Genomic DNA, 26,625 nt, shown 5'->3' with positions numbered 1-26,625 from the left:
AAAAGGCCCGATCGGCGCCGGCGGCAGCCTTTGTGACCCGTGTCGCGGACACGGGCCGTACACAGAGAAACCGCGTTTGTGCTACTTGCTGCGAACATCGATCCTCTATCGTTTCGACGGTTCAGTGCGCCCACTGGACTGATTCGAGGAACGAGGAAGACGTGGCGAACAGGAGTCCCTCTCCGATTCCGATCTGGCCGCAGACGCCCCGACGCCGGCGTGGCATCTGGAACTACCCGCGGCCGCATCGCACGGGCCTGCGCGCGTGGATCCCGTCGTGGCGCGTGGTCGTCGGCACCGGGCTGACCCTGCTGTCGCTCGGCGTCGGTGTGTTCACCGCCGGGTGGATCGGCTGGGCCGTACCGAAGGAGCGCGCGGAGATCGGCTCGGAGACCACCACGGTCTACTACGCGGACAACAAGGTGATGGGTAAGTTCGCGGCCATCGACCGCACGATCCGCCCGCTCGACGAGCTGCCCCCGTACATCGGCCAGGCCGTCATCGCGTCCGAGGACCAGGCCTTCGAGGACCACATGGGCGTCGACCCGCTGGGCATCGTCCGGGCGGCCATCAGCAACGCGACCGGCGGCGGCCGCCAGGGCGCGTCGACGCTGACGCAGCAGTACGTGGAGAACACCTACTTCCAGCCCGGACAGTCGTCCTACGCGGACAAGTTCCGCGAGATCATCCTGGCCCTCAAGGTGGACCAGGAGAAGTCGAAGGACGAGATCCTCGAGGGTTACGTCAACAGCATCTACCTGGGCCGCGGCGCCTACGGGTTCGAGGCCGCGGCGAAGGCGTACTTCAACAAGCCGGCGGCCGAGCTCACCGTCTCGGAGACGGCGATGCTGGTGGGCATCATCCCGTCACCGTCGTACTGGGACCCGCGCTTCGGCGAGGAGTCGAAGGCCGTCGCGCAGGAGAAGTGGGGCCGCGTCCTGCGGAACATGGCCGACATGGGGTACATCACCCAGGAGGAGCGCAAGTCCGCCACCTTCCCCGAGCCCATCGAGTACAAGCCGGCCTCGCGCGCCGGCCAGGTGGGCTACCTGCTCGAGGAGGTCCGCAAGGAGCTCGCCGACCCCGAGGGGGCGAACATCAGCGAAGAGGAGCTCATGACCAAGGGTTATGAGATCCACACCACCATCAACTCGAAGTTCCAGAAGGCGGCGGTCAAGGCCGCGAACACCATCCCGTACAAGGGCGATGGTGCTGCCTCCAAGCGGCTCGGGGTCTCGATCGTGTCGATCGACCCCAAGAACGGTGCCATCCGCGCCCTGTACGGCGGCAAGAACTACGAGGAGGTCCAGTTCAACGCCGCCACCGACGGCAAGGCGCAGGGCGGCTCGACGTTCAAGCCGTTCACCCTGATCGGCGCGCTCGAGGACGGCCACGAGCTCAACGAGTACTACAACGGCAACAGCCCGATGCAGATCCCGGGCTGGACGGTCCGGAACAAGGAGACCGGCGTCGAGGAGGAGGTGAAGCTCACCAACTTCGGCACCCAGGCGGGTGGCGAGTCCTACGGTGACATCGACCTCGTCGACGCCACGGCCAACTCCGTGAACACCGTCTACGCACAGCTCAACGTGGACATCGGGGCGAAGAAGTCGCAGGACGTCGCGATCCGGGCAGGCATCCCCGAGGACGCCACCAACGACACCCTGTCCAACGTGCTCGGTACCTCCGACGTGCACCCGGTCGACCTGGCGGGCGCGTACGCCACGTTTGCCGCGCAGGGCACGCGGCACGAGACGCACATCCTGACCTCGGTGAAGCAGGGCGAGGACACGGTCTGGGAGTTCAGCGGCAAGAACACCAAGAAGGACATCATCGACCCCGTCGTGATGGCCAAGGCCACCTACGCGATGCAGCAGGTCGTCAACGAGGGCTCCGGAGTCCCCGCGAAGGAGCTGCTCGGCCCCGACGGGAAGCAGCGCCCCGTGGCCGGCAAGACCGGCTCCACGAACGACAACAAGTCGGCGTGGTTCGCGGGCTACATCCCGCAGCTCGCCACCGTCGTGGGCCTGTACCAGTCTGCCGAGGACGGCGTCGCGCAGGCCTCGATCACGCCCTTCGGCCAGTGGGCCGGCGGCAGCCTGACCGGTGGCACCTGGCCGGTCGCGGCCTGGACGCAGTACATGCAGGAGGTCACGAAGGGCATGGAGGTCGAGGAGTTCCCGCCCTACGTGCCGCCGGCCCCCAAGCCGTCGCCCACGCCCACCCCGTCGCCGACGCCGTCGGAGGAGCAGAAGGTGATGGTCCCGACCGGGCTCGTGGGCCAGCAGTTCGCGGCCGCCGCTGCCGCACTCTCGGGCGCCGGGGTGAACCCGCAGCTCGTGGAGGTCCCGAGCGACCAGCCGCCGGGCACCGTGCTCTCCGTGGAGAAGGAGGGGCAGGAGGTGCCGCGCAACTCGAGCATCCGGGTCGAGGTCTCGACCGGTCCCGAGCAGCCCGAGGCCACCACGGTCCCCAACGGCCTGATCGGCAGCAGCGAGGGCAGTGCCCGCGGCAAGGTTCAGGGCGCCAACCTCGAACCGGTCGTCGAGTACCAGCCGTCCGACGACGTCCGGCAGGGCACCGTCATCGACGTGAGTCCGGGCGAGGGCAGTCCGGCGGAAGCGGGCAGCCAGGTGCGGCTGATCGTCTCGTCCGGCCCCGAGGTCGGCCTTCCGACCGGTGAGCCCACCGGTGGCGGGGGCGGCGGCGGTGGTGGCGGCAACGGGAACGACAGCCCGTAACCGTCCGGCCGCCGATGAACGAGGGGTCGTCTCCTGCGGGGGACGGCCCCTCGGCCGTTTCCCGAGGGGCTGCCCGGTTCGGGCGGGGTGGCACGCGTCGGTCCGCCGGGGGTGTGAGAGGCGTCTCCCGCGCTCGTTTCGGTCGTCGCGCACATGCCAGGTAGGCTTGACCCTTGCTGTGAACCCTCCTGTCACGGAACGACCGTGACCGCTGAGACCAGAGGAGGTGGGTATACACATGCGTCAGTACGAACTGATGGTGATCCTGGACCCGGAGGTCGAGGAGCGCACCGTTGCCCCGTCGCTCGACAAGTACCTGTCGGTCATCACGACCGAGGGTGGGTCCGTCGACAAGGTGGACATCTGGGGCCGCCGCCGCCTGGCGTTCGACATCGCGAAGAAGTCCGAGGGCATCTACGCCGTCGTCGACTTCACCTCGACGTCGGACACCGCCAAGGAGCTGGACCGGCAGCTCGGCCTCAACGAGGTCGTCCTCCGTACCAAGATCCTGCGCACCGGCGACAAGTGAGTCGTCGGATCTGAACCTCCAACGCCCGCGCGAGTGTCAGTGGTTCGTGGTTGCATTCACCGCGAGCCCGGACACCGCGTACGGAACGTCGACTGAATCGAGGAATTGGCATGGCTGGTGAAACTGTCATCACAGTGATCGGGAACCTCACCGGGGACCCGGAGCTGCGCTTCACCCCTTCCGGTGCGGCGGTCGCCAACTTCACGGTGGCGTCGACCCCGCGGACCTTCGACCGCCAGAGCAACGAGTGGAAGGACGGGGAGACCCTGTTCATGCGCTGCTCCATCTGGCGCGAGGCCGCGGAGAGTGTCGCGGAATCGCTGACCAAGGGCACGCGCGTCATCGCGCAGGGTCGCCTGGTCCAGCGCTCCTACGAGACCCGTGAGGGCGAGAAGCGCACCGTCGTGGAGCTGCAGGTGGACGAGATCGGTCCGTCCCTGCGCTACGCCACGGCCAAGGTCACCCGGGCCCAGCGGTCCGGTGGCGGCGGCTTCGGCGGCGGCGGCGGTGGCTACAACGGAGGCGGCGGCCAGCAGGGCGGCGGCTCCGGCGGAGGATTCAGCTCTTCCGGTGGCGGTCAGAGCAATGACGACCCGTGGGCCACGGCAGGCCCGGCGTCGTCGGGCGGCTCGTTCTCGGACGACCCGCCGTTCTAACCGTTACCACCCAGTTCACCTTTTGTGCTCATACAGCCCGCCAGGCGAAGTGAGCAGCACCTGACGAAGGAGCAACACCATGGCGAAGCCTGTGGTGCGCAAGCCCAAGAAGAAGATCAACCCGCTGAAGTCCGCGAAGATCGCCAACATCGACTACAAGGACACGGCGCTTCTGCGCAAGTTCATCTCCGACCGCGGAAAGATCCGCGCCCGTCGCGTCACCGGCGTCTCCGTCCAGGAGCAGCGTCAGATCGCGAAGGCCGTGAAGAACGCCCGCGAGATGGCCCTGCTGCCGTACACGTCGACGGCTCGCTGAGGAAGGGATCGAGAACAATGGCAAAGCTGATCCTGACCCACGAGGTGACCGGCCTGGGCGAGCCCGGCGACGTTGTTGAGGTGAAGGACGGGTACGCCCGTAACTTCCTCATCCCGCGTTCGCTGGCGACCCCCTGGACCAAGGGCGCCGAGTCCGACATCAACGCGATCCGCAAGGCTCGCAAGACCCGCGAGATCGCCTCGCTGGACGACGCGAAGGCCCTGGCCTCCTCGCTGTCCGCGAAGCCGGTCGTCGTCACGGCGAACGCCGGCCCCGGTGGCCGTCTGTTCGGCGCGGTGACCACGGCGGACATCGCCGGTGCGGTTGCCGCCGCCGGCGGCCCGTCGGTCGACAAGCGCAAGATCGAGATCGGTCAGTCCATCAAGACGACCGGTGACTACACCGTGTCGATCCGCCTGCACCCCGAGGTGTCGGCCAAGATCGGCGTCCAGGTCGTTGCCGGCTGAGCATCGCTCGGCTGATCGCCTGATCGCGAGAAGGCCCCGGTTCCCCCTGTGGGAGCCGGGGCTTTCTGTTGTGCCGGGGCGAGTCGGCGAGGTCGCAGAAAGTGCGCTTCTACCCAGCGATTGCGCCCGAAGCACGGCTGTTTTCGGGCGCAATCGCTGGGTAGATGTCCCACCTGCGGCCAGGTATAGGCGTCTTCGATCGAATCTCTGGAGAGTGTGGTGCCGTGACCCGTCGTCGCGAGATGAGGCTTGGCTGGCCGGAATGGGCGATCGTGGTGCTCCTTTCGCTCGTCCTCGCCGGGGTCCTGGGCGTGGTGCTGCTGATGCAGTTCCTGCCCGGTCTCGGGATGACGAACCCCAGTGATGGATACAACGTCCAGTTCTACGAGAACCTGATCGACAAATTTGAGTACGAGTTGGAGACTCGTGCGGCACAGGGCCGTTTGGAGCAGTCGGATATCGATTCGGTTTTCAGCAACACGTCACCGGTCGAGTGGGGAGGGCAGTTCGGCGAGGGGTACCGGATAGTCGTCCATCTCGAAGCCCCCGACGGTTACGACCCGTGCCACACCTACGAGCTGTCTCCGTTCGGAGGTGCCTCGCCGGACTCGCTGGAGATTCCCCAGGCGTGCCGCGACCGATGAGGTCGCCGTCCGGCGATCTCGCGCCTCCCGTGATGGTTCAGCGTCCGGGGCCTGGGAACACCGTTGACTCGTCCGAGAGCAGCACGTCCAGGGTCAGTGCCGCAGTCCACGAGAACTGGTGGGTCCCGCGGCCGGCCCCTGTGTCGGGGTCCACGTACTCGGGAAACTTCCCGGGCGCGGCCACAGCGAAGTGCTCGCGCAGGCGGGCTGTTGGCTCGTCCTGGCCCAGAGCCTGCACGGCGCGCAGGAGCAGCCACGACGTGTTGAACCACGCTGGCCCCCGCCAGTACAGGGCTGGGTCGAACGCGGGGTCGTCGCGCGAGGTGCTCGGCAGGTACGGTCCGCCGCCGAGGAACCCCGGTCCGGCGAGCGTCGTGAGCAGCCGTTCGCTGCGGCCCGGCGCCAGGCCCGCCCGTCCGCCCGCAGCGGTGCCCGCCCTCCTGTCCGCAGTTGCACCTGTCGTCGTGCTGGCACCGGTGCGCGTCGAAACGCCGGCGAGAAGCAACGGGGCCAGGCCGTTGACGGTCGCCCGCCGGACCGTCCGCCCCGTCGTGTCGTCGAGCGCGACGTATAGACCCAGATTCTCGTCCCAGAGATGCTCGTCCATGGCGACGGCCACGCGGGCGGCCGCCGCCTCGTGCGCGCCGGGCACCCTGTGCGCCGCGCCCCCCACGTCCACACCGGGCCCACGTCCGGCGTCGGGCAGCGTGGCCGCTATGCGGCCGAGAGCGAGCTCCGAGACCGCCAGCAGCGTGCTGAACAGGGGGCACACCATGCCGAAGCCGATCGGCGCGTCGTCGGCGCAGCCGGCGTCGCGGTAGGTCTCGGCGAGCCCGTAGTAGCGGCGATAGTCGCGGCTCCCTGGCCGTTCGCCGGTGCCGGCGTGCCGCAGGTCCGGTCGTCGTACGGGCGTGCGCGACCGGGGCGGCACCCGTTCGAGCGCGGCGTCCCACAGCGGCGAGTTGTCGGTCCCGGTCTCCCACGGGTGCTTGGTCACCGGCAGCCCGACGCCGCCCCGGCGAGGTCCGTGCAGGTAGCCGTGCCAGCGTGTGAGCCGCGGGTACAACCGTGCGAGGAAGCCCTCCCGCGCGGACCCGGCCGGGTCCGCGCAGTGCACCAGCCATGCGGCCCACGCGTGCACGGGCGGCTGCACCAGTCCGGAGGTCGCCGCACCCCAGAACCCCGCCCCGGGCGCGTAGTCGTCGTCACGACCGACGTCGTAGACGATCTGCGGCACCCGTCCGTCGGCCCACTGGGCGTCGAACAGCGTGACCAGCTCGGCCCGAGCGCGCGCCGGTGCGTGGTGCCGCGTCCCGATCGCGACGAACGCGGAGTCCCAGCTCCACTGGTGGGGGTACAGCCCGGTCGCCGGGACGGTGTGCCGGCCGGTCCAGTTGCTGTTCAGGACGCGGATGGCGGCGTCGGCCGCATCTTCCTCAAAGTCCTTGTACATCTTTCGACAGTAGGCTAGACATAAGTGCGGATCTACTCACTCGACGACGAGGAGAAGTCATGCTCCGGCACCATCGCGCGGCTACGGCCCGCCTCACGATCGCGGCGGGCGCCGCCGTGGCAGTGGTCGTCACGCTCACCGCCTGCGGCAGCGGAGGCCCTGAGTCGGACGGGACGGTCACCGTCTGGACGGTCGAGACCCAGCCCGAGCGCCTCGCGATCCAGCAGGCCGCGATGGACGTCTGGGCCGAGGACTCCGGTCTGGAGACCGAGCTGGTGCCGGTCGAGGAGGACCAGGTCTCCCAGCTCCTGTCCGCCGCGGCGCTCTCCGGCGAGGACATGCCCGACGTCGTCAACGCGATCAGCCCGGGGCTGGTCCGGTCCTTCGACCGGGACGGCTACCTCGACCGGGACGCGGCCGCCGAGGTGGTCGACGCGCTCGGCGCCGACACCTTCACGCCCGAGGCCCTGGAGCTGACCAGCGACGGCGACGAGCTGCTGGCCGTCCCGTCCGACGCCTGGCCGATGATGGTCTACTACCGCACCGACCTCTTCGAGGAGGCGGGCTTGGAGCCGCCCGCCGCGTACGACGACCTGCGCGCCGCAGCCGAGGAGCTGTCGGCCGACGGGCGGTACGGGATCACGCTGTCCACGGACGCGGCCGACCCGTTCACGCAGCAGACGCTGGAGTTCCTGGCCCAGGGCAACGGCTGCGAGCTCGTGGACGACGCCGGGGAGGCCACCCTCGACAGCCCCGCGTGCACCGAGACGATCGACCTGTACGGGGCCCTGGCGGCCGACTTCTCGCCGGAGGGCTCGCAGGGCGTCGAGTCCACCCGCGCGTCATACTTCGCCGGGCAGGCGGCCATGACCGTCTGGTCGTCGTTCCTGCTGGACGAGATGGCCGGCCTGCGGGAGGAGTTCACACCGTCGTGCGACGAGTGCGCGGACGACCCGGGCTGGCTCGCCGAGAACACCGGTGTGGTACCCGTGGTGGAGGGGCCGTCGGCGGGCGGCGACGGCGGGGACGCCGCCGGCTACGTCGAGTTCGTGTCCTGGGGCATCACCGACGGGGCGGACCCCGAGACCGCGGACTTCGTCGAGTACATGATGTCCGACGCCTACGTGGACTGGCTGGCCATGGCGCCCGAGGGCAAGGTCCCCGTGCGGACGGGCACGGCCGAGAACCCGACCGAGTACACGGACGCCTGGTCCGGGCTGGAGATCGGCATCGACTCCCGGCAGACGTTCTCCGACGTCTGGCCCGCCGAGGTGACCGACACCCTGGCCGCCGCCCCGGCGTCCGCCGACCGTTGGGCGCTGCCGCAGGGGCAGGGCGCGATCCTGGGCCCGATCACGAGCGAGCTGCCGCTCGCCAAGGCGGCGGCCGACCTCGGGTCGGGCAGCGTGGACGCCGCGCAGGCGCAGGCCGCCATGCAGGAAGCGGTGGCCGAGATCGCCGGCCGGGACTGACCCATGGCGCGGGTCAGAGAGCGTCGTCTCCGCCCGGGGTCGGGCGGGGCGACCTCGAAGCTACGCGGGCGGGAGAACCGCGACGGGATCACGCTCGTCGCGCCGGTGGTGCTGGTCGTGGCCGCGATCATCGTGGTGCCGATCGTCTGGACCGTGGTGCTGTCCTTCCAGGACGCGCGCTACGTGGACGTGGCGCGCAACGGCCTGTTCAACGAGCTCACGCTCGACAACTACGCCGACGTGCTCACCGCGCCCGCCTTCTGGCGGGCGCTGGTCACCACGGTCCAGTACTCCGTGGCGACCACCGTCGGGTCGATCACCGTCGGCCTCGTGGCGGCGCTCGCGTTCCGGGACCGGTTCCGGTTCCGCGCGCCCCTGCGCGCCGTCATGCTCCTGCCGTACGTGGCACCGGTCGTGGCCACCACGTTCGTGTGGCAGGTGGCGCTGAACCCGCAGTACGGCGTGGTCAACGCGTTCGGCACGCAGGTGCTCGGCTGGGAGCACCCGGTCAGCTTCCTCTCCGCCGCGCCCACGGCGCTCGGCACCGTGATCGTCTACGACATCTGGCGGTACTTCCCGTTCGCGTTCCTCTTTCTCGGGGCGGCCCTGACGGGCCTCGGCAAGGAGATCGAGGAGGCCGCCGTGGTCGACGGCGCCACACCGCTGCAGAAGTTCCGGTTCGTGGTGCTGCCCCAGCTGCTGCCCACGATCGCCCTGCTGGTGCTGTTCCGCATGGTCATGGCCTTCAACGAGTTCGACGACGTCTACCTGCTCACCGGCGGCGCCGCCGGGACGCAGGTGGCCTCGGTGCGAGTGTTCGAGCAGCTCACCGGGTCGAGCGACATCGGCGGCGCCAGCGCGACCGCCGCGGTGATGGCCGTGTTCCTGGGGGTCGCGCTGGCGATCTACCTGCGGCTCACGGCCAGGCAGCGGGAGGAGAACCGATGAGCGCCGTGTCGGTCCAGAGCAGCGTGCTGCGGGTGCTGCGCGTCGTCGTCATCGTCGCGCTCGTCGCGGCGACCGTGCTCCCGTTCGTGTACATGCTGAGCCTGAGCTTCGTGCGCATCGACGACCTGCTGCGGGACCCGTTGCGGGTGCTGCCCCAGCTCGACCGGATCACCACCGAGACCTACCGTGCGGTGCTGGCCTCCGAGGAGGACGGCGGGTACGGGTTCGGGCGCTTCATGCGAAACTCCGCCGTCGTCGCCGTGGCGGCGTCGGCGCTGACCGTGGCGCTCGTGGTGCCGGCGTCCTACGCGCTCACCCGGCTGCGGTTCGCCGGGCGCTCGCAGGTCTCGTGGCTGTTCCTGGCCGTGTACCTGTTCCCGACGATCATCATCGCGGTGCCCGTGTTCGTCGGGTTCCAGGTGCTGGGCCTCGGCTCGTCGCTGGTGGGGCTGGTCATCGCGTACATCGCGCTGACGGTGCCCGTCTCGGTGCACATGCTGCGCAACTACCTCGCGGGCATCCCCGAGTCGATCGACGAGGCGGCCGTGATCGACGGCGCCTCCCGGTTCCAGATCATGACCCGCATCACCGTGCCGCTCGCGATGCCGACCATCATGTCGACAGCGTTGTACTCGTTCATGATCGCCTGGAACGAGTTCCTGTTCGCGCTGCTGTTCCTGTCGGCCAAGCAGGACCTGTGGACGGTCTCCCTCGGCCTCACCCGCCTCGCGGACGGTCAGGAGGTGTCGAAGACGGTTCTCATGGCGGGCAGCGTGCTCCTCACCGTCCCGATCGTGATTTTGTATGGAGTGGCCGAGCGTGCCCTCACCGAGGGACTGACCGCGGGGGCCGACAAGGGCTGATCCGCCCGGCACGAGTGAGGGCTGGTCGGCCCGGGAAAGAACTGAGGAAGAACGTGGCAGCAGGCGCGGGCGAGATCCTGCAGCTCATCCGGAGCGGGCGGGCGACGACGCGCATCCAGGTGCTGGAGGCGACGGGCTTGTCCCGGGTCACCGTGGCGCAGCGCATCGACGCGCTGGTGGCGGCGGGCATCGTCCGCGCCCAGGGGGACGCGGGCGCGACCGGCGGACGGCGCTCGGAGCGGTTCGTGTTCGACCCGGCCGACTCGCTGGTGCTCGTGGCCGCGCTGGAGCTCGGCGAGCCCGCGCACGATGCCGCGCACTCGGGGGACTCGCACGCTCACACCTCGGACGCGGCGGTGCTCGCCGTCGTCGACCCGCACGGGACGCTGTTGGCACGGATGCCGCTGGCCGTCGACCTCGCCGCCGGGCCGGAGACCGTGCTGCCCGAGCTGCTGAACGGCTTCGACACGCTGCTTGCCGACGCCGGGATCAAACCGGCCTCCGTCGGCGGGGTCGCGCTGTCGGTGCCCGGTCCCGTGGACCCGCACGACCACCGGTTGTCCGACCCACCGGTCATGCCCGGCTGGGGTGCGTGGCCCGTGGTCGAGGCCGTGCGCGCCCGCTTCGACGTGCCGGTGCACCTGGAGAACGACGCCGACGCGACGGCGTACGGCGAGTTCACCGAGCTCGGCTCCGGCCGAACCGGTCGGCCAGAGCCGTTCGTGCTGGTCAAGGTGTCACGGTTCCTCGGGGCAGGCCTCGTCATCGACGGCTGCACCTATCGCGGGACCGACGGTGGGGCGGGCGACATCGGGCACGTCGACGTGGGTGGCGACGCCGTCTGCCGATGCGGCCGCAGGGGCTGTCTCGCCGCGGAGGCAGGCGGCACGGCGCTGCTGCGCCGGCTCGGGGAGGCAGGGTCCGACGTCGGATCCCTGGCCGAGCTGCGGGCGCTCGCAGAGGGCGGCGACCCGCTCGTCACGGCCGAGCTCGAACGGGCCGCCGGGCTGATCGGGCGCGTGCTGGCGGTGGTGGTCGGGGTGCTCAACCCTGCCGACCTCGTCGTGGCCGGCGAGCTGGCCGTGCCGGCCATGATCGCGGGCATCCGGGCGGGCGTGTACGCGGGCGCGCAACCGCGGGCAACCGCCCGGCTGCGGATCCGGGCCGCCGCGCTGGGGGCGGACGCCGTGCTCGTCGGGCTGGCGCGGGTCGCCGTCGACGACCGGTTCTCGGCCGACGCGGTCGACGCGCGGCTCGGCTGACTTCGGATCAGTAGAACCGTTTCGGGCGAGTGGGTGATCTTCTCTCCTTTACTGAGTTGTGATCAGTAAAAGCGTTCCGCAGGACTGAACGCGCGGGTAACTTCTGCGCAGATGCCCACCATCACGGGCTTCGTGCTCGCCAACGGCGGCGAGCCCGGCGGGCAGGGGCGCCGGTCCGACAACTTCCGCGGGGCGACGAAGCCCGCAGAGCGAGAGGCGAACCGATGACGCAGCTTCATGCATCACCGAGACCACGATCAGGACCCGGACCGACGATCCTCGCAGCCGTTGGCGTGGCCATGCTGCTGGTCGGCGCCATCGTGGCCACGGCCTTCATGCTCCTGTTCCAGGGCAGCGTCGCGGACGGCGCGGTCCAGCTCGACGACGGCGCGAGCACGCTGAACGACGGCGTCCAGGCTGAGCTGGTCTCCGGCGTCGGCGACCTGAGCGCCGGCGCCACCGAGCTCAACAACGGCGTGCAGAACGACGTGGTGCCGGGCGCGGAGAAGCTCGCGGACGGGACCGAGGAGCTCGACGCAGGTGCCGCGAAGCTGCGCGCGGGTGTGATCAAGCTGCACGACGGGTCCAAGCAGATCGCCGACGGCACGGCCGAGACCGCGTCGGACGTCGCGGACCTGGCCGACGCGTCGCTGCTGCTCACCGCTGGTCAGACGAAGCTGAACGACGGGCTCGGCGAGCTCAACACCAAGGCGCCGGCGCTGGCGGAAGGTGCGGAGCGGCTCGCGGACGGGTCCGCGGAGCTGCAGACCGGTCTGATGACGCTGAGCGGCAGGACGCCCAAGCTGATCGACGGGGCGAACCGGCTCGCCGATGGGAACGCCCAGCTCTATGGCGGCAACAAGGAGCTCAACTCCGGGTTGTCGCAGCTTGCCGCCAACAACAAGGTGATTCTTGGCGGGACGAGTTCGGTCCAGGAAGGCGCAGGTGCCCTCGCGACGGGTGCTGTGGCTCTGGACGAGGGAGCGGACCAGGTGGCTGCGGGCGCTCAGCAACTGAAGGCGGGCGCTCCCGCGCTTGTCAAGGGCGCTGGCGACACGGCGGCAGGAGCAAAGAGCGTGGCCGACGGCGCGGCCGCGGTGGCCGGGGGCGTTGCTGCTGCGCAGGGCGGTGCGGACACTCTCTCGACGAAGATCGGTGGCCTCGTCTCCGGGGCGGACCAGGTCCAGGGTGGCAACCGAGCTCTGCAGCAGAAGCTGACGCAGCTTGCCGGCGCCGCTGACGACCCGGCCCTGAAGGCGCAGCTCGAGGCGCTCGCTGCGTCATCGGGCAGCCTGGCTGACGGTGCCGGGCAGGTGAGCGCCGGAGCGGCGCAGGCTCGTGACGGCGCAGGCGGTCTCGCCGCGTCTCTCGGCACCCTGTCTGCGGGGGCGACGGGCGTATCCAACGGCGCTCAGTCCGTGGCCGCAGGCGCTGCGCAGGTATCCGGCGGCGTTCAGCTGGTGTCCGATGGGCTCGAGCCGCTCGCCGTGGGCGCGGCTCGTGTTGCAGCGGGTTCGGAGCAGCTCAAGGGCGGTGCGGCAGATCTGCATGCTGGCACCGGAAAGCTTGTTCCCGGAATTCAGCAGTATGTGGCGGGCGTCGGTTCGGCCTACGCGGGAAGCTCACGGCTCGTCGGAGGCGCTGAGCGCGCGGCGGCCGGCAGCGCTGAGCTCGCTGCCGGTGCTGACGCGCTCAAGAGTGGGGTGCCCAAGCTGGTCTCAGGTGCGAACCGGCTCGCCGACGGCAACGCCACGCTGGCGGGCCAGACGCCGGCGCTCGTCTCCGGCGTCGGCCAGCTTCACAACGGCTCCGGCCAGATTCTCGACGGCATCATCGAGGTGCGCGACCGCGTCGTCCCCAAGGTCGAGAAGTCGCAGCGGCTGGCCGACGGGTCGGTCAAGGTGCGCGACGGCCTCAAGGACGCTCGCGAGGGTGCGGGCGACCTGGTCGAAGGCACGGGTGCCGTCGACGACGGCACGCACACTCTGGCCGCGGGTGCGGTCACCCTCGCCGACGGCACGCAGCAGCTCGCCGACGGTTCCGTGAAGCTCGCCGCGGGCACGTCGGACGTCGCGTCCGGTACGGCGCAGCTGTCCGACGGCACCGGTGTGCTCCGATCCAGCGTGGACGGCGCACCAACAGGGGCGATCGGCGTCGGCGTGATCATCGCGGCAGCGCTCGGTGCGTTGGCCGCCGTCGCGGGCCTGATCCTGCTGGGTCGGCGCCGCATCTGACCGGTCGGCGGCGGCTGGTGGGGCCGCCGCCGACCTCCGTTGATCGCCGGGAAACGGAGCACCTGCTCCGTTTCCCGGCGATCGTCCTGTCCCGGGTCGGCGAGCCCGGTCAGCGCGTCAGAGCGCGTCGAGCATCTCGTCCAGCCGGTCGATCTCCGCCATCTGGTCGGCCGCGATGTTGTTCGCCAGCTCCAGGACCCGCTCCTCGCTGCCCGCCCCGGCGACGTCCTTGCACATGGCCAGCGCACCCTCGTGGTGCTTGATCATGCCCTCCAGGTACAGCCGGTCGAACTCGGCCCCGGACGCGTCCTCCATCTCGGCCATCTCGGCCTCGCTCAGCATGCCGGGCATCTCGGCGTCGTGCCCGTGCCCGGGCGCTCGCGGGCCCGAGCCGTCACCGCTCTCGGCGGTCACCGGCACGGGGTAGTCGTTCTCCTCCAGCCAGTCGGACATCAGCTTGATCTCGCTGCCCTGCACCACGTCGATGCGGGTGGCGAAGGTCTTGATCTGCTCGGACTCCGCGCGCTCCGGCGCCAGCACCGACATGTCGACCGCCTGCCCGTGGTGCCAGATCATGTCGGTGAGGAACTCGGCGTCAGCCTTCGAGAACGGCGCCTCGGCGTTGGGCGCCCCCTCGTAGTCCTCGGGCGCGATGGTCTGCGCCGGTTCCCCGGGCTTGCCGGGCTGCACCACGACGGAGCTCGGCGTCGAGACCTCCTCGGGCTCCTCGTCGGGCCCGCAGGCGGACAGCACAAGGGCCGGCGCCAGCACGGCCAGGCCGATCGCGACCGTCCGGACAAGCGATCGTCGTCCGGCACCTGTCAGCGTCTTCACGGGCGGATCCTCTCGTACGGGCTGAAGTCCGCGTCATCGTTCGGTCATGGGCGGGGTGGCCGCAGACCATCGGAGGACGTTAGCGCCGGAATCTACCAACAGGTCATCACATGCGGACACCAAGCCCGATGTCGCTTCCGCGCCACTAGGTGGCGCTTTGTCACCACCATGTTAAAGATCCCGAAACTCCTGGTCCTGAGAGGTCCCTGTGAGCAACACTGCCCACAACCGACCTAGGAGGTGTGACGCCCGTGCGTCGTCCAACCTTTACCCGACCTCGTGTGCGGGGCGCCGCAGGCGCCGCCCTGGCCGCGATGATCGCGGCCACGGCCTTCGCGGCGCCCGTCGCCGCGGACGTCGCAGCTCCGGACGTCCCGCCGGGCGAGACCGCGTCCGAGAACATGACCCACCTGAGCAACCAGCCCAAGAACGGTGCGCTCCAGGGCACCGGTTCGGACATCGCGTTCCAGGGCAAGTACGCGTTCGCCGGCAACTACGACGGCTTCACCGTGTACGACCTCTCCGACAAGGAGAACCCGGAGCAGGTCGTGCAGGTCTACTGCCCCGGTTCCCAGAACGACGTCTCGGTCTACAAGGACATCCTCGTGCTGTCCACGGACTCGTCCCGCAGCGACGACTCCTGTGCTTCGACGTCCCTCCCGGCGACTGAGAAGTCGGCCTGGGAAGGCATCAAGATCTGGGACATCTCGAACCCGCTCGCCCCGGAGTACATCAAGTCGGTCGAGACTTCCTGCGGTTCGCACACCCACTCGCTCGCGCCGTCCAAGGACGGCCGGAACCTGTACGCCTACGTCTCGTCGTACTCGCCGAACGCGACGTTCCCGGACTGCCAGCCGCCGCACGACTTCGTCTCGATCGTGAAGATCCCCTTGAAGAAGCCGACGTCGGCCAAGGTCGTCTCCACGCCCGTCCTCTTCCCGGACGGCGGCTACGAGGGTGACCCCGACCGCCGCGCCTCCACGACGAGCGGCTGCCACGACATCACCACCTACGCCAAGTACGACCTGGCGGCCGGTGCGTGCATGGGTGACGGGATCCTCATGGACATCAAGGACCGCGAGCGTCCGAAGGTGATCAGCCAGGTGCGCGACACGGAGAACTTCGCGTTCTGGCACTCGGCCACGTTCAACAACGACGCCACCAAGGTGGTCTTCACCGACGAGCTCGGCGGCGGCGGTCTCGCGACCTGCACCGGCGAGTACGCGCCGGAGCTGGGCGCCAACGGCATCTACGACATCGAGCGCGGGCGCCACGGCAAGAAGGAGCTCGAGCTCAAGTCGTACTACAAGATCCCGCGGATCAACACGGCCGACGAGAACTGCGTGGCGCACAACGGCTCGCTCATCCCGGTCAAGGGCAAGGACATCATGGTCCAGTCCTGGTACCAGGGCGGCGTCTCGGTGTACGACTTCACGGACTCGTCCAACCCGCGTGAGCTCGCCTGGTTCGACCGCGGCGAGGGCGTGAGCAGCGGCGGCACCTGGTCGACGTACTACTACAACGGCTATGCCTACTCGAACGACCTCGGCATCGGTTTCGACACGTTCGACATCGACGACTCGATCGACGGCAAGGCCGAGCGGGTCAAGCAGAAGTCGCTCAACCCGCAGATGCAGGAGTCGTTCGGGCGCTGACCCGAGAGCCGTCTCCGACGTCTGACACCCCCGAGGCCCACCGGCAGATCGTTTGCCGGTGGGCCTCGGCCGTACCCGGCCCTCGCTCTCGAGGCCTAAGTTTGTTCGCTTTCGACTGGCTCAAAGCGGAGAAACTTAGGCTTCGAAGGGGAGTGAAGGGGAGTGTCAGGCCCGGTCGTTGCTGACGGCAAACCACATGAGGGTTTTCCGTGATGGCGCGGACGGTGCCTTGTATGGGAACCTCCCGGACATGACGCCCCAGGACTCGACGACCGAGGACACCGCCCCGCCGTCGGGCGAGGTCTCCGACCAGGAGCCGACGACGCCGTCGTCGGCCTACGGGCTGGGGCGCAGGCTGCGGATCATGGGCGCCGTGCTCGCCGGCGGACTCGCCGTCGTGCTGGCGCTGCTGCTCTGGCTCGGCGTGCTCGTCCCGGCCAAGCAGGAGGCCGCCGGGTACTCCGAGGCCGACTCCGGCTACGCCGCCGTCGCGATCGAGCACAACGCGCAGGCCGTGCAGCTCGCGGCGCTCGCCCCGGGGCGGTCCACCGACGACGACGTGCTGGCCCTGGCTGTCGAGGTCGGCGAGGCATCCGCGGGCCGGGTCGACGAGCTCGCCGCCTGGCTGGAGGCGCGGGACATCCCGGTCCCCGCGGCGGGTCGGGAGGCGCTGGCACTCGCCGAGGGCGGCCTGAAGACCGAGGTGCCCGACGACGGCAGCGGCCCCCGGGCCGGTGCCACCGCGCACTCGCACGAGGGCGGCAACCACGGCATGCTCACCGACGAGCAGATCGACGCCATGGCCCGGCTCGACGGTTCGGAGTTCGACATCGCGCTGCTCGCGGCCCTCGTCGAGCACCACTACGGCGGGCTGCAGCCAGCGGACGAGGAGATCGAGGGCGGCACGGACGCGGAGGCCGTGGCGCTCGCGCAGTCCGAGGCGGACGCGATCCGGGTCGAGGTCGAGGACGTGCGCGACCTGCTGGCCGCCGTCGGCGGGCCGGGCTCCACGAACGACCAGACGAGCTAGCCGGACGGCGCCACGGCGCCCTGACCAGGCCGGCGTCGTCGCCCCGGTCAGGGCGCCGTGACGAAGACGTCGAACAGCTCCGGGTGGTGCCCGTGCACCAGGACGGCGAACACCACGGCGTCGAACAGCAGGTGTACCGCCACCACGTAGCTGAGCGACTTGAACTTCGCGAAGATCCAGCCCTGGACCAGCGCGAACGGCACGGTCAGCAGCGGCCCCCACTCGCGGTAGCCGAGCTCCCACAGGAACGACACGAAGATCATCGACTGCAGGACGTTGGCCTGCCACATCGGGAAGTGCTTGCAGTACAGGGCGAACACGACGCAGATGAAGAACAGCTCGTCCCAGATGCCCACGGCGTTCACGCCGACGAACAGCCGCCAGATGTCCTGCGAGCCCTCCAGGTCCGGCCAGTTCAGGTACGCGCCCGAGCCCAGGAAGTAGAACGGCAGCAGGAGGTAGCCGATGATCACCACGAGGGCGAGGTAGATCCACTGTCCGCGGCTCCAGCGCTGTCCGGTCGCCACAGGGAACCGGATCGTGTCCTGCTGGAACACGAACCGGGACAGCGCCCACGGCACCAGCACCGACCCGCCGAGCGCGAGCGTGAAGCGCAGCATCCCGGCGTCGGACAGGTCGGCCTTCAACGAGATCAGCGAGATGATCCCCATGCCCACGCCGATCAGCGCCAGGTCGCGGCCGAGAGCCCGGTCGGCCCACAGGCCCAGCGCGATACCCAGCACCAGCGGCAGGTACGCGATCGGCCGGATGTGGATCGCGAACAGCAGGATCGCGGACGCGGACACGAGGAAGGCGGCCGTGAGGCGTGCCGGGCCGACCAGCGGCGTGGGCAGGGTGAGGGTCACGGGGACGAGACTCCCACACCTCACGTGTCAGACGTACTGGTCACGGGAGGGATCTGTACGTCTGACACGTCGATTCCGAGTGATCGGGCCTGGTACTTGGTGTTCCGGGACAACTAGAGTCGGCGGGTAGTCAGGATTCACCCAGCATCCGGCCCGCCACGGGCCGGCCACCCGGCAAGGAGGCCGTCGTGCGCTCACCCGAGCACGTTGAGCTCGTTCGGAACAATCCGGACCTTCCCCCGGTCGCGGTCATCGACCGCAGACCCATGACCACCAGCAAGAAGCTGATCTTCGCCGCGATCGGGGTCGTCGCGGCGGTTGCGTGGGCCCTGGTCGCGTTCGTGCGCGGGGAGTCGGTCAACGGCGCGTACTTCGTGGTCGCGGCCGTCGGCACCTACGTGGTCGCGTACCGCTTCTACGCCCGCCTGATCGAGTACAAGGTGGTGCGCCCTCGGGACGACCGCGCGACGCCGGGCGAGGAGCACGAGAACGGCCGCGACTTCGCCCCGACCGACCGCCGGGTCCTGTTCGGCCACCACTTCGCGGCCATCGCGGGCGCCGGCCCGCTGGTCGGACCGGTGCTCGCGGCCCAGATGGGCTACCTGCCGGGCACCATCTGGATCATCATCGGCGCCGTGCTCGCCGGATGCGTCCAGGACTACCTCGTCCTGTGGCTGTCCACCCGCCGTCGCGGCCGCTCGCTCGGTCAGATGATCCGCGACGAGATGGGATCGGTCGGCGGTGCCGCGGGCCTGATCGGCGTCTTCGTCATCATGATCATCATCCTTGCGGTCCTCGCCCTCGTGGTGGTCAACGCCCTGGCAGAGTCGCCGTGGGGCGTGTTCTCCGTGGGCATGACCATCCCGATCGCCCTGTTCATGGGCGTCTACCTGCGGTACATCCGTCCGGGACGGGTGTCCGAGGTGTCGATCATCGGCGTCGTGCTGCTGGTGCTCGCGATCGTCGCGGGCGGCTGGGTGGCCGACACCCCCTGGGGCGCCGAGACGTTCACGCTGGAGCCGGTCACCGTCGCCTGGCTGATCGTGGGCTACGGGTTCCTCGCCTCCGTGCTGCCGGTGTGGCTGCTGCTCGCGCCGCGCGACTACCTCTCCACGTTCATGAAGGTGGGCACCATCATCCTGCTCGCCGTGGGCGTGATCGTGGCGCAGCCCGCCGTCCAGGCGCCGGCCGTCTCCAGCTTCGCCGTCGAGGGCAACGGCCCGGCGTTCGCCGGCTCGCTGTTCCCGTTCCTGTTCATCACCATCGCGTGCGGCGCCCTGTCCGGCTTCCACGCCCTGATCTCGTCGGGAACCACGCCCAAGCTGGTCGAGAAGGAGAGCCAGCTCCGGCTCATCGGCTACGGCGGCATGCTCACCGAGTCGTTCGTGGCGATCATGGCGCTGGTCACGGCCATCTCCATCGACCAGCACCTGTACTTCACGATGAACGCCCCGGCCACGCTCACGGGCGGCGAGCCGGGTTCCGCGGCGGACTACGTGAACGGCCTCGGCCTGGCCGGTCCGCCGGTCACGGGCGAGGAGATCCAGTCCGCCGCCGACGGCGTGGGCGAGGAGTCGATCATCTCCCGTACCGGCGGCGCCCCCACGCTCGCGTTCGGCATGTCGCAGATCCTCGGCTCGTTCCTGGGCGGGGCGAGCATGCAGGCGTTCTGGTACCACTTCGCGATCATGTTCGAGGCGCTGTTCATCCTCACCACGGTCGACGCCGGTACGCGCGTGGCCCGCTTCATGCTGTCGGACACCCTGGGCAACCTCGGCGGCCCGCTCAAGAAGTTCCGTGACCCGTCCTGGCGCGTGGGGGCCTGGATCTGCTCGATCGTGGTCTGCGGCCTGTGGGGCGCCATCCTGCTGATGGGCGTGACCGACCCGCTGGGTGGCATCAACACGCTGTTCCCGCTGTTCGGCATCGCCAACCAGCTCCTCGCCGCCATGGCGCTGGCCCTGGTGACCGTCGTCGTGGTGAAGAAGGGATACCTCAGGTGGGCCTGGATCCCCGCGGTGCCACTGCTGTGGGACCTCGCGGTGACCATGACGGCGTCGTACCAGAAGATCTTCTCGCCCGAACCGAGCCTCGGGTACTGGGCGCAGCACAACGCGTTCCGCGAGGCGCGGGCCGCGGGCGAGACGTCGTTCGGCACCGCGGCCGACCCGGCCGCCATGGACGCCGTCATCCGCAACACGTTCCTCCAGGGCACGCTGTCGATCGTCTTCGCGGTGCTCGTCCTGGTGGTCGCCCTGGTGGCGCTGTGGGTGTGCGTCAAGGCGATCCGGGCGGGCGGCCTGCCCACCACCGAGGAACCGGACGCGAGGTCGGCGACGTTCGCGCCGTCGGGCCTGATCCCGACCGATGCCGAGAAGGAGGTGGCTGCCCAGTGGGCCGCCTACTACGAGGAGAACCCGGACAAGCTCAGGACGGGGACGCACGCGTGAGCTCGCTCCGCCGCGGCTGGCGCGCCCTGACCTGGTACGTCACCGGCGTGCTGGGCGAGAGCGACTACCAGCGGTACGTGGCGCACCTGCGCCGCGTGCACCCGGACGCCGCGGTGCCGACCGTCGGGGAGTTCTGGCGGGACCGGTACGCGGCCCAGGACGCCGACCCAGGCGCCCGCTGCTGCTGAGCCGGTGAGCGGGCGCTTCCGCCGTCGGGCGGGTGATCGGTAGAAAGTCAGGTGGTCGGCAACCCGAGTTGCCGACCACCTGACTTTCTACCGACCACTGTGATCGCGCGACCCGCCGGCCGCGCCCGCCAGCGCTCCCTACGTGAGGTGGTCGTTGGCGCCGCTGGTCCAGGCCGCGTGCCGGTCCGCCGAACGCAGCACGACCGCCCGGGCATCGACCGGGATCACGCCCCGGAAATTGTTGTAGAGCCGGTCGAACTCGAACCGCGCCACGTGCCGCGCCACCCTTTGCACCACCGCCCCCGACAACGGGATCCGGTTCGGGTAGCTGCGCATGAACGACACCGACGTCCGGTCCGGGTTCGCGAAGATCGTGTCACCACTGAGCAGCACACCCCTGCCCTCCGCACCGGCCGCCCAGTGCGCCACCACGGACCCCGGGAAGTGCCCGCCCGGCTGGGTCAGCGTCACACCCGGCAGGATCTCGCGGTCCCCCTTCCACAGCTCGACGGCCTCGTCGGTCCGCGCGAGCCAGCCGGCGTCGGCCTCGCTGACCAGGATCGGGACACCGCCCAGGCGTCGGCTCCACTCGACCTGCACCCCGTACATGTGCGGATGGCTCGCCACGATGTACGCCAGCCCGCCCAGATCCTGGACGGCGGCGACGGCCGCGTCGTCGAGGTAGCCAGGGACGTCGAACATCAGGTTCCCCGCCGCCGTCCGGACGATCTTCGCGGTCGGTCCGATACCGACGTCCGGCACCGTGTCGAGGCCGAACAGGTCGGGTTCGAGCTCCTCGACCGCGATGCTCTCGCCGTTGGCCGCGAGCTCGTCGAGCGTGGTCCACCGCTGCCCGTCGGCGGGCACCCACTGCCGCTCGTCGGCGCAGACCGCGCAGACCGCGGGCCGGGAGTCGTGCTCCACACCGCAGGTGCTGCAGATCCAGAACGTCATCGTCGGACTTCCCTTCGTCGGACCGGTGCTCGCCACCTTGCGCCAGCCGGCCGGTCATGTCCAGCAATAAGACTCCGCCTCAAGGCGGAAGCGCCTGGGCTCCCAGGTTCCTACCCTGGGGGCATGGCCGCAGCACCACCACCACCACCCGCTTCCGGGCAGCCCGACGCCGGACGCCCCGCCGATGCCTCGTCCGCACGGGCCGCCGACGGCGTGCCCGCCGGAAGCGCCCTCGGCCGGCTGGCCGAGTGGTTCGGCGTCGACGCCGACTGGGAGCGGGTCCCCGCAGGGCAGCGGGCCTACCGCCGGGACCTGCTGCTCGGTGCGGGCTTCGCGGTGTTCGCGGCCCTCTCGATCGAGCTCGGCCACAGCATGGGCATGTTCGAGGACATCGACCTGCCGATCTGGCTGGTCTTCGTCCTCGGCGTCGCCAGCACCGTCCCGCTCGCGTGGCGGCGCCGCTATCCGCTGATCTCGCTCGTGCTCGTCTACGCGGCATGGTTCGCGCTCGGGCTGACCATCCCCGCGGTCACGATGCTCATGCCGATGCAGATCATGTACTTCGTCGCGATGTTCACCGCCGTGGCGTGGGCGCGCGACCGGCGGGCCATGCTGATCGTGGTCAGCGCCTGCACCATGGTGATGCTGGGGTGGGTCGTCTGGATGTTCGCGGTGCAGCAGGGCATCGAGACCATCCTGGACGAGTTCCCGACGCCCGCCGACTGGCCCGGCCAGGTGGACCCGTACCTCGCCAGCGCGATCTACCAGGTCATCATGAACATCGCCTTCTTCGGCGGCGCGGTGCTGGCGGGGCAGATGCAGTGGAACGCCGCGTGCAGGCGCGAGCTGCTGGCCGACCAGACCGTCACCATCGAGCGGCAGGCTGCCGCGCTCACCGACCAGGCCGTCGTCACCGAGCGGGTCCGGATCGCACGCGAGCTGCACGACGTCGTCGCGCACCACGTGTCCGTCATCGGTATCCAGGCGGCGGCGGCGCGGCGCGTGCTGGACCGGGACCCCGCCCTGGCCGCGGAGGCCCTCGCGACCATCGAGCGCGAGTCGCGCGAGGGTGTGACGCAGATGCGCAACCTGGTGGGCACCCTGCGGTCGGTGCCCGACGGCGGAGGCTCCACCGGCCCGGACACCGCCTCCCGCGCGCCGGAACCGGGGCTGGCCGACCTCCCGGCGCTGGCCGCCGCCGACCACGACGGCCTGGACACCACGTTCCGTCAGGTCGAGGAGCCCCCGGGCGCCGCACGCGACGTGCCCGACCCCATGGGGCTCAGCCTCTACCGCACCGCCCAGGAAGCGATGGCGAACGTGCGCAAGCACTCGACGGCCCGGTCCGCGACGGTCACGCTCCGCGTGGTGCGCAGCCCGGAGATGCTCGCGGACGAGCGGTTCGCGCACGGGTTCGCGGAGGTGGAGGTGCTCGACGACGGCCGGCCGCGCCACGGGACGTCGGGCTCCGGGCTGGGGCAGCTCGGCATCCGGGAACGCGTCTCGACGCACCGGGGCGTCGTCGAGATCGGGCCGCGGGCGACCGGCGGGTACCGGGTGCGCGTGCGGCTGCCGCTGCCCGCCCCGGAGGAAGCGGCGGCGTCCGTCCGGCCACAGGTCCGGACCGGGGCCCGCACGGAGGTGGCCTGATGACGCGCGTGCTGCTGGTCGACGACCAGGCCCTGGTGCGCTCCGGTTTCTCCCTCATCCTCTCGGTGGAGGACGACTTCGAGGTGGTCGGCCAGGCCGGTGACGGCGCGGCGGCCATCGAGCTGACCCGTGAGCTGCGGCCCGACATCGTGCTGATGGATGTGCAGATGCCGGTCATGGACGGTATCGAGGCAACGCGCCGCATCGTCGCGGAGAACCTGGCGAAGGTGCTGGTGCTGACGACGTTCGACCACGACGAGTACGTGTTCGACGGGCTCGCGGCCGGAGCCTCGGGGTTCCTGCTGAAGAACTCCGACGCGGAGCACCTCGTCGAGGCGGTGCGGACGGTCGCCGCCGGTCACGCGCTGCTTGCCCCGCAGGTCACGCGGCGTGTGATCGAGCAGATGGTGGCGGGCGAGCGGGCGCCGTCGGGCCCGGCGGGCGCAGCCGGCCCGGCGGGCGTGCCGGGCGCCGCGAGGCCGACGCCGGACCAGGCGCCCCCGGGCCTCGCCCAGCTCACGCCGCGCGAGCGCGAGGTGCTGGAGCTCGTGGGCACCGGGCTGTCGAACGCCGAGATCGCCTCGACCCTGTTCCTCGGCGAGGCGACGATCAAGACGCACGTCTCGAACGTGCTGTCCAAGCTGCACCTGCGCGACCGGGTCCAGGCGGTGGTCCTGGCCCACCGGGTGGGCCTGGTCTGAACTGATGTCACCGATCGCTGACATGGTGAGGGCATGTCAACGATCGGTGACATACACTGCGGATGTCACCGATCGCTGACATGGGAGGCTCGGATGCGTGTCGCGAGTGCCGCAGACGTGGGTGCGCTGCTGCGCGAGGGTCGAACACGCCAGGGGATGACACAGGCCCAGCTCGCTGATGCGGTCGGGACCTCCCGGGCGTGGGTGGTGGCCGTGGAGTCGGGGTCGCCGAATGCTCGGCTCGACCTCGTGCTGCGTGCGCTTCAGTGGGTCGACCTGGTGGTGGATGTCTCCCCGGACGAGGCGTCCGCGCAGCTCGATCGCCTGATCGGTGACGGCGATGGCTGAGCGGCTCACCGTCTGGTTCGACGGCACCTTCATCGGAACGCTGGATCAGGCGGACGACGGGTCGCTCCGGTTTCGGTATGACGATGTGTATCGGTCCGCGCCGGGAGCCACTCCCTTGTCCGTCTCGCTTCCTCTCCTCGTCCAGGACCATGCCGATGCGAGTGTCCGACCCTGGATCGACAACCTGCTGCCGGACAACGACGACGTGCGTGTCCGATGGGCACGGGAGTTCGACGAGCGCCGCGTCACGGCGTTCAACCTGCTCAAGCACATGGGGGTGGACTGTGCGGGTGCGGTTCAGTTCCTGCGTGACGGCGAGACGTTCGACAGCGCCGGTGACTTCGTCCCGCTCGACGACGGCGAGATCGCGGCGCACCTCCGGGCGCTCCGGCGGGACGACAGTGCATGGGACTTTGAGGAGACCGGCGGCAGGTGGTCGCTCGGTGGTCAGCAGGGCAAGTTCGCGCTGGCCCGGGGTGTCGATGGCGGGTGGGGGCTGCCAACGGGCCGCTCGCCCAGTACCCACATCTTCAAGGTCGGTGTCGCGCGCCTCGACAGCAGCGACGCCGCCGAGTACGTGACCATGCAGGCGGCGCGGAGGCTGGGCCTGCTCGTTGCCGAGACCGAGCTCTGCAGGTTCGGGGACGAGCTGGCCGTCGTCGTCGAGCGTTTCGATCGCACGGACTCGGCAGGGGCAGCGCCTCCGGGCGCTGCGCCCCGGCGAGTCCACCAGGAAGACATGTGTCAAGCGCTTGGCCTGCCCCGGACGCTCAAGTATCAGGCTGACGGGGGTCCGTCCGTGGCGGACATCGCGGCCCTGCTCGGAACGGTGGTCGCTCCCCGGCGGCGCGGGCGCGCAAGGCAGAGGTTCGCCGAGGCGGTGCTGTTCAACTGGCTGACCGCGGGCACGGACGCGCACGCGAAGAACTACGCGCTGATCCACGCAGGAGGTATCACTGCCCTCGCTCCGCTGTATGACCTGATGTCCGCCGCGCTCGTCATGGACGAACGGGAAGTCTTCTACCAGGGCAAGCTCGCCATGAAGCTTGGCGGTGAGTACAAGATCCGACGCATCGGCTGGAGCGAGGTAGAGAAGGCTGCCGTCGACCTCGGAGTCGATGCTGACTGGCTGATCCTGCGCGGCCGAGAGCTGTGGGAGGAGATCCCGGCGGTATTCGCTCAGGTGATCGACGAGGCGGGCGCTGCGATCAGCGCTCCGGTGCGCAAGCAGTTCAAGGATGGCATCGCGGGCCTGAACCGGAGCCTCAAACCCGTGTAGCCGGCCGCGCAAGCTCCTGGGGCCCAGGCAATTCCCGGGCATGATGATCGGTAAGGTCATCATGAAAGCGGGGTCCGCCACCGGACCCCGCTTTCACCTTTCCGGCGATTTCCCAAAAAAGGACTATTCAGCCTATTCCGCGGAAGGGCTGACCGAAGGCTCCGGCGACGGGCTCGTCGACGGTTCCGCTGACGGGCTCGCCGAGGGCTCCGGGGACGGGCTGTCCGACGGCGTCGGCGTGGGCGACGGCTCCGGGGTCGGCCGTGACGTGGGCTCGACGGTCGGCGGGTCGGTGGGCTCCTCCGACGGCGGGTCCGACGGCTCGGGAGTCGGCTCCGGCGTGGGAGTCGGCTCCGGCGTCGGGGTGGGGGTCGGAGTCGGCGTGGGCTTCGGCGTGGGCGTCGGCCTCTGGGTGGGCGGGTCCGTCGGCTCGGGCGTGGGCTTGACGGTGGGCTTCGCCGGCCGGACGGGGATGGTCCCGCCGCCGCTGCCGCCGCCCTGCCCGGGCGCGAACGACGGGGGCCGGTAGGTCTCGCGGGGCCGTTCCCGCACGGGTTCCTGCGCGGGCTCGCGGGCGGGCGGCGGCGTGTAGGTGAACGGGTTCCCCTGCGCCGCGGGCTTGCCGTGGACGTCCACGGTTCCCTTCTCGCCGGAGCTCGCCACCGGCTCGCGCTTCAGCATCATCGGCGGCAGCCCCTGCGTGGTGTCGGGCAGTGCGGCCCCGGCCGACGTGAGCCGACCCTGGTCCTTGCCCGCCGGCTGCACCGCGACGGCACCCATGATCCCGGCAGTCAGCACCAAGGCTGCCGCCGCCCCTGTGACGAACAATCGCTTGCGCACGCTTCGCTCCCCCTGCGGGTTCAGTTGTTGCCCGGTGCCCCTCGGCCGGACGCTCCGGTCCGTGGGGACCGGGTGCGCGTCCTCCGCCGGAATGTGTGACGTATTCCGGCGGGGACGGGCATTTCGAACAGTTCAGCGCCGCTCTGTGCTGAACGGCGTTCCGGACGGGACAATACGTGGCAGAACGTCAACGGCAACCGGGGCGTGTAATACCAGGTCAAAGCGCGCAGGAGAGGTCACGGCGT

Annotated in this window: 24 protein-coding genes; 19 read left to right on the top strand and 5 right to left on the bottom strand. The window is 70.1% G+C overall.

Annotation, left to right across the window (positions count from 1 at the left end):
* Positions 1 to 161 precede the first annotated feature (161 nt).
* The 6 genes from ACH47X_RS09360 (at position 162) to ACH47X_RS09335 (ending at position 5,353) form a co-directional block, all read left to right on the top strand.
* Positions 162 to 2,741 carry a transglycosylase domain-containing protein gene (locus tag ACH47X_RS09360; protein WP_397403555.1) on the top strand — a complete coding sequence of 860 codons (2,580 nt, stop codon included), beginning with the start codon at positions 162 to 164 and terminating at the stop codon, positions 2,739 to 2,741.
* 238 nt (positions 2,742 to 2,979) lie between these two features.
* Positions 2,980 to 3,270 (top strand): 30S ribosomal protein S6, encoded by a 291-nt coding sequence (gene rpsF / locus ACH47X_RS09355; RefSeq protein WP_397403553.1) that lies wholly within the window; start codon positions 2,980 to 2,982, stop codon positions 3,268 to 3,270.
* Between the two features lie 110 nt (positions 3,271 to 3,380).
* Entirely contained in the window at positions 3,381 to 3,926 is a 546-nt protein-coding gene (locus tag ACH47X_RS09350) for a single-stranded DNA-binding protein (RefSeq protein WP_036964287.1), read from the top strand.
* A 79-nt stretch (positions 3,927 to 4,005) separates the two neighbouring features.
* Entirely contained in the window at positions 4,006 to 4,242 is a 237-nt protein-coding gene (rpsR, locus tag ACH47X_RS09345) for a 30S ribosomal protein S18 (RefSeq protein WP_020013532.1), read from the top strand.
* 17 nt (positions 4,243 to 4,259) lie between these two features.
* On the top strand, positions 4,260 to 4,709 hold the full coding sequence (rplI, locus tag ACH47X_RS09340; protein ID WP_020013531.1) for a 50S ribosomal protein L9: 450 nt from the start codon (positions 4,260 to 4,262) through the stop codon (positions 4,707 to 4,709).
* Between the two features lie 224 nt (positions 4,710 to 4,933).
* Positions 4,934 to 5,353: a hypothetical protein gene (locus ACH47X_RS09335; protein WP_397403551.1), complete on the top strand. Its 420-nt coding sequence runs from the start codon at positions 4,934 to 4,936 to the stop codon at positions 5,351 to 5,353.
* Between the two features lie 37 nt (positions 5,354 to 5,390).
* Here the strand turns inward: ACH47X_RS09335 and ACH47X_RS09330 are convergent, their stop codons facing one another.
* Entirely contained in the window at positions 5,391 to 6,806 is a 1,416-nt protein-coding gene (locus ACH47X_RS09330; RefSeq protein ID WP_397403549.1) for an MGH1-like glycoside hydrolase domain-containing protein, read from the bottom strand.
* Positions 6,807 to 6,865: 59 nt separating this feature from the next.
* Here ACH47X_RS09330 and ACH47X_RS09325 point away from each other — a divergent pair, with 59 nt between their 5' ends.
* The 5 genes from ACH47X_RS09325 to ACH47X_RS09305 all read left to right on the top strand — a co-directional run bounded on the left by ACH47X_RS09325 (position 6,866) and on the right by ACH47X_RS09305 (position 13,585).
* Positions 6,866 to 8,278: an ABC transporter substrate-binding protein gene (locus ACH47X_RS09325; RefSeq protein ID WP_397403547.1), complete on the top strand. Its 1,413-nt coding sequence runs from the start codon at positions 6,866 to 6,868 to the stop codon at positions 8,276 to 8,278.
* Between the two features lie 3 nt (positions 8,279 to 8,281).
* Entirely contained in the window at positions 8,282 to 9,226 is a 945-nt protein-coding gene (locus tag ACH47X_RS09320; protein WP_397403545.1) for a carbohydrate ABC transporter permease, read from the top strand.
* The gene (locus tag ACH47X_RS09315; RefSeq protein ID WP_121384661.1) at positions 9,223 to 10,089 is read left to right on the top strand and encodes a carbohydrate ABC transporter permease; all 867 of its coding nucleotides are present in this window, start codon (positions 9,223 to 9,225) and stop codon (positions 10,087 to 10,089) included. Before ACH47X_RS09320 ends, ACH47X_RS09315 begins: the two co-directional genes overlap by 4 nt.
* Positions 10,090 to 10,142: 53 nt before the next feature.
* The gene (locus ACH47X_RS09310) at positions 10,143 to 11,351 is read left to right on the top strand and encodes an ROK family transcriptional regulator (protein WP_397403543.1); all 1,209 of its coding nucleotides are present in this window, start codon (positions 10,143 to 10,145) and stop codon (positions 11,349 to 11,351) included.
* Between the two features lie 299 nt (positions 11,352 to 11,650).
* Positions 11,651 to 13,585: a hypothetical protein gene (locus ACH47X_RS09305; protein WP_397404019.1), complete on the top strand. Its 1,935-nt coding sequence runs from the start codon at positions 11,651 to 11,653 to the stop codon at positions 13,583 to 13,585.
* Between the two features lie 117 nt (positions 13,586 to 13,702).
* Here the strand turns inward: ACH47X_RS09305 and ACH47X_RS09300 are convergent, their stop codons facing one another.
* Positions 13,703 to 14,419: a DUF305 domain-containing protein gene (locus ACH47X_RS09300; RefSeq protein WP_397403541.1), complete on the bottom strand. Its 717-nt coding sequence runs from the start codon at positions 14,417 to 14,419 to the stop codon at positions 13,703 to 13,705.
* A 281-nt stretch (positions 14,420 to 14,700) separates the two neighbouring features.
* Between ACH47X_RS09300 and ACH47X_RS09295 the strand changes: the two genes are divergently transcribed.
* Both ACH47X_RS09295 and ACH47X_RS09290 read left to right on the top strand, forming a co-directional pair.
* Entirely contained in the window at positions 14,701 to 16,074 is a 1,374-nt protein-coding gene (locus ACH47X_RS09295) for an LVIVD repeat-containing protein (protein WP_397403539.1), read from the top strand.
* A gap of 250 nt (positions 16,075 to 16,324) precedes the next feature.
* Positions 16,325 to 17,104 carry a DUF305 domain-containing protein gene (locus ACH47X_RS09290; protein WP_397403537.1) on the top strand — a complete coding sequence of 260 codons (780 nt, stop codon included), beginning with the start codon at positions 16,325 to 16,327 and terminating at the stop codon, positions 17,102 to 17,104.
* 47 nt (positions 17,105 to 17,151) lie between these two features.
* On the opposite strand, the gene ACH47X_RS09285 is transcribed toward ACH47X_RS09290, so the two are convergent.
* The gene (locus ACH47X_RS09285; RefSeq protein WP_397403535.1) at positions 17,152 to 17,970 is read right to left on the bottom strand and encodes a CPBP family glutamic-type intramembrane protease; all 819 of its coding nucleotides are present in this window, start codon (positions 17,968 to 17,970) and stop codon (positions 17,152 to 17,154) included.
* Between the two features lie 266 nt (positions 17,971 to 18,236).
* Here ACH47X_RS09285 and ACH47X_RS09280 point away from each other — a divergent pair, with 266 nt between their 5' ends.
* Positions 18,237 to 20,420 (top strand): carbon starvation CstA family protein, encoded by a 2,184-nt coding sequence (locus tag ACH47X_RS09280; protein ID WP_397403533.1) that lies wholly within the window; start codon positions 18,237 to 18,239, stop codon positions 20,418 to 20,420.
* Positions 20,417 to 20,608: a YbdD/YjiX family protein gene (locus ACH47X_RS09275; protein ID WP_036964294.1), complete on the top strand. Its 192-nt coding sequence runs from the start codon at positions 20,417 to 20,419 to the stop codon at positions 20,606 to 20,608. Before ACH47X_RS09280 ends, ACH47X_RS09275 begins: the two co-directional genes overlap by 4 nt.
* Positions 20,609 to 20,746: 138 nt before the next feature.
* Here the strand turns inward: ACH47X_RS09275 and ACH47X_RS09270 are convergent, their stop codons facing one another.
* Entirely contained in the window at positions 20,747 to 21,562 is an 816-nt protein-coding gene (locus ACH47X_RS09270) for a hydrolase (protein ID WP_397403531.1), read from the bottom strand.
* A gap of 123 nt (positions 21,563 to 21,685) precedes the next feature.
* Between ACH47X_RS09270 and ACH47X_RS09265 the strand changes: the two genes are divergently transcribed.
* The 4 genes from ACH47X_RS09265 (at position 21,686) to ACH47X_RS09250 (ending at position 25,540) form a co-directional block, all read left to right on the top strand.
* Entirely contained in the window at positions 21,686 to 23,212 is a 1,527-nt protein-coding gene (locus tag ACH47X_RS09265) for a sensor histidine kinase (protein ID WP_397403529.1), read from the top strand.
* Positions 23,212 to 23,913 (top strand): response regulator, encoded by a 702-nt coding sequence (locus ACH47X_RS09260; RefSeq protein WP_397403527.1) that lies wholly within the window; start codon positions 23,212 to 23,214, stop codon positions 23,911 to 23,913. Before ACH47X_RS09265 ends, ACH47X_RS09260 begins: the two co-directional genes overlap by 1 nt.
* Positions 23,914 to 24,006: 93 nt before the next feature.
* The gene (locus tag ACH47X_RS09255; protein ID WP_397403525.1) at positions 24,007 to 24,261 is read left to right on the top strand and encodes a helix-turn-helix domain-containing protein; all 255 of its coding nucleotides are present in this window, start codon (positions 24,007 to 24,009) and stop codon (positions 24,259 to 24,261) included.
* Positions 24,254 to 25,540 carry a type II toxin-antitoxin system HipA family toxin gene (locus ACH47X_RS09250; protein WP_397403523.1) on the top strand — a complete coding sequence of 429 codons (1,287 nt, stop codon included), beginning with the start codon at positions 24,254 to 24,256 and terminating at the stop codon, positions 25,538 to 25,540. The genes ACH47X_RS09255 and ACH47X_RS09250 overlap by 8 nt, the downstream gene beginning before the upstream one ends.
* 132 nt (positions 25,541 to 25,672) lie before the next feature.
* Here ACH47X_RS09250 and ACH47X_RS09245 read toward each other — a convergent pair whose 3' ends face one another.
* The gene (locus ACH47X_RS09245) at positions 25,673 to 26,380 is read right to left on the bottom strand and encodes a hypothetical protein (RefSeq protein ID WP_397403521.1); all 708 of its coding nucleotides are present in this window, start codon (positions 26,378 to 26,380) and stop codon (positions 25,673 to 25,675) included.
* Between the last annotated feature and the right edge of the window lie 245 nt (positions 26,381 to 26,625).

The organism is Promicromonospora kroppenstedtii (genome assembly GCF_044389675.1).
Classification (GTDB): Bacteria; Actinomycetota; Actinomycetes; order Actinomycetales; family Cellulomonadaceae; genus Promicromonospora; species Promicromonospora kroppenstedtii.
The sequence above is the reverse complement of the archived record's forward strand: the minus strand, read 5'-3'. Positions and strand labels throughout refer to the sequence as shown.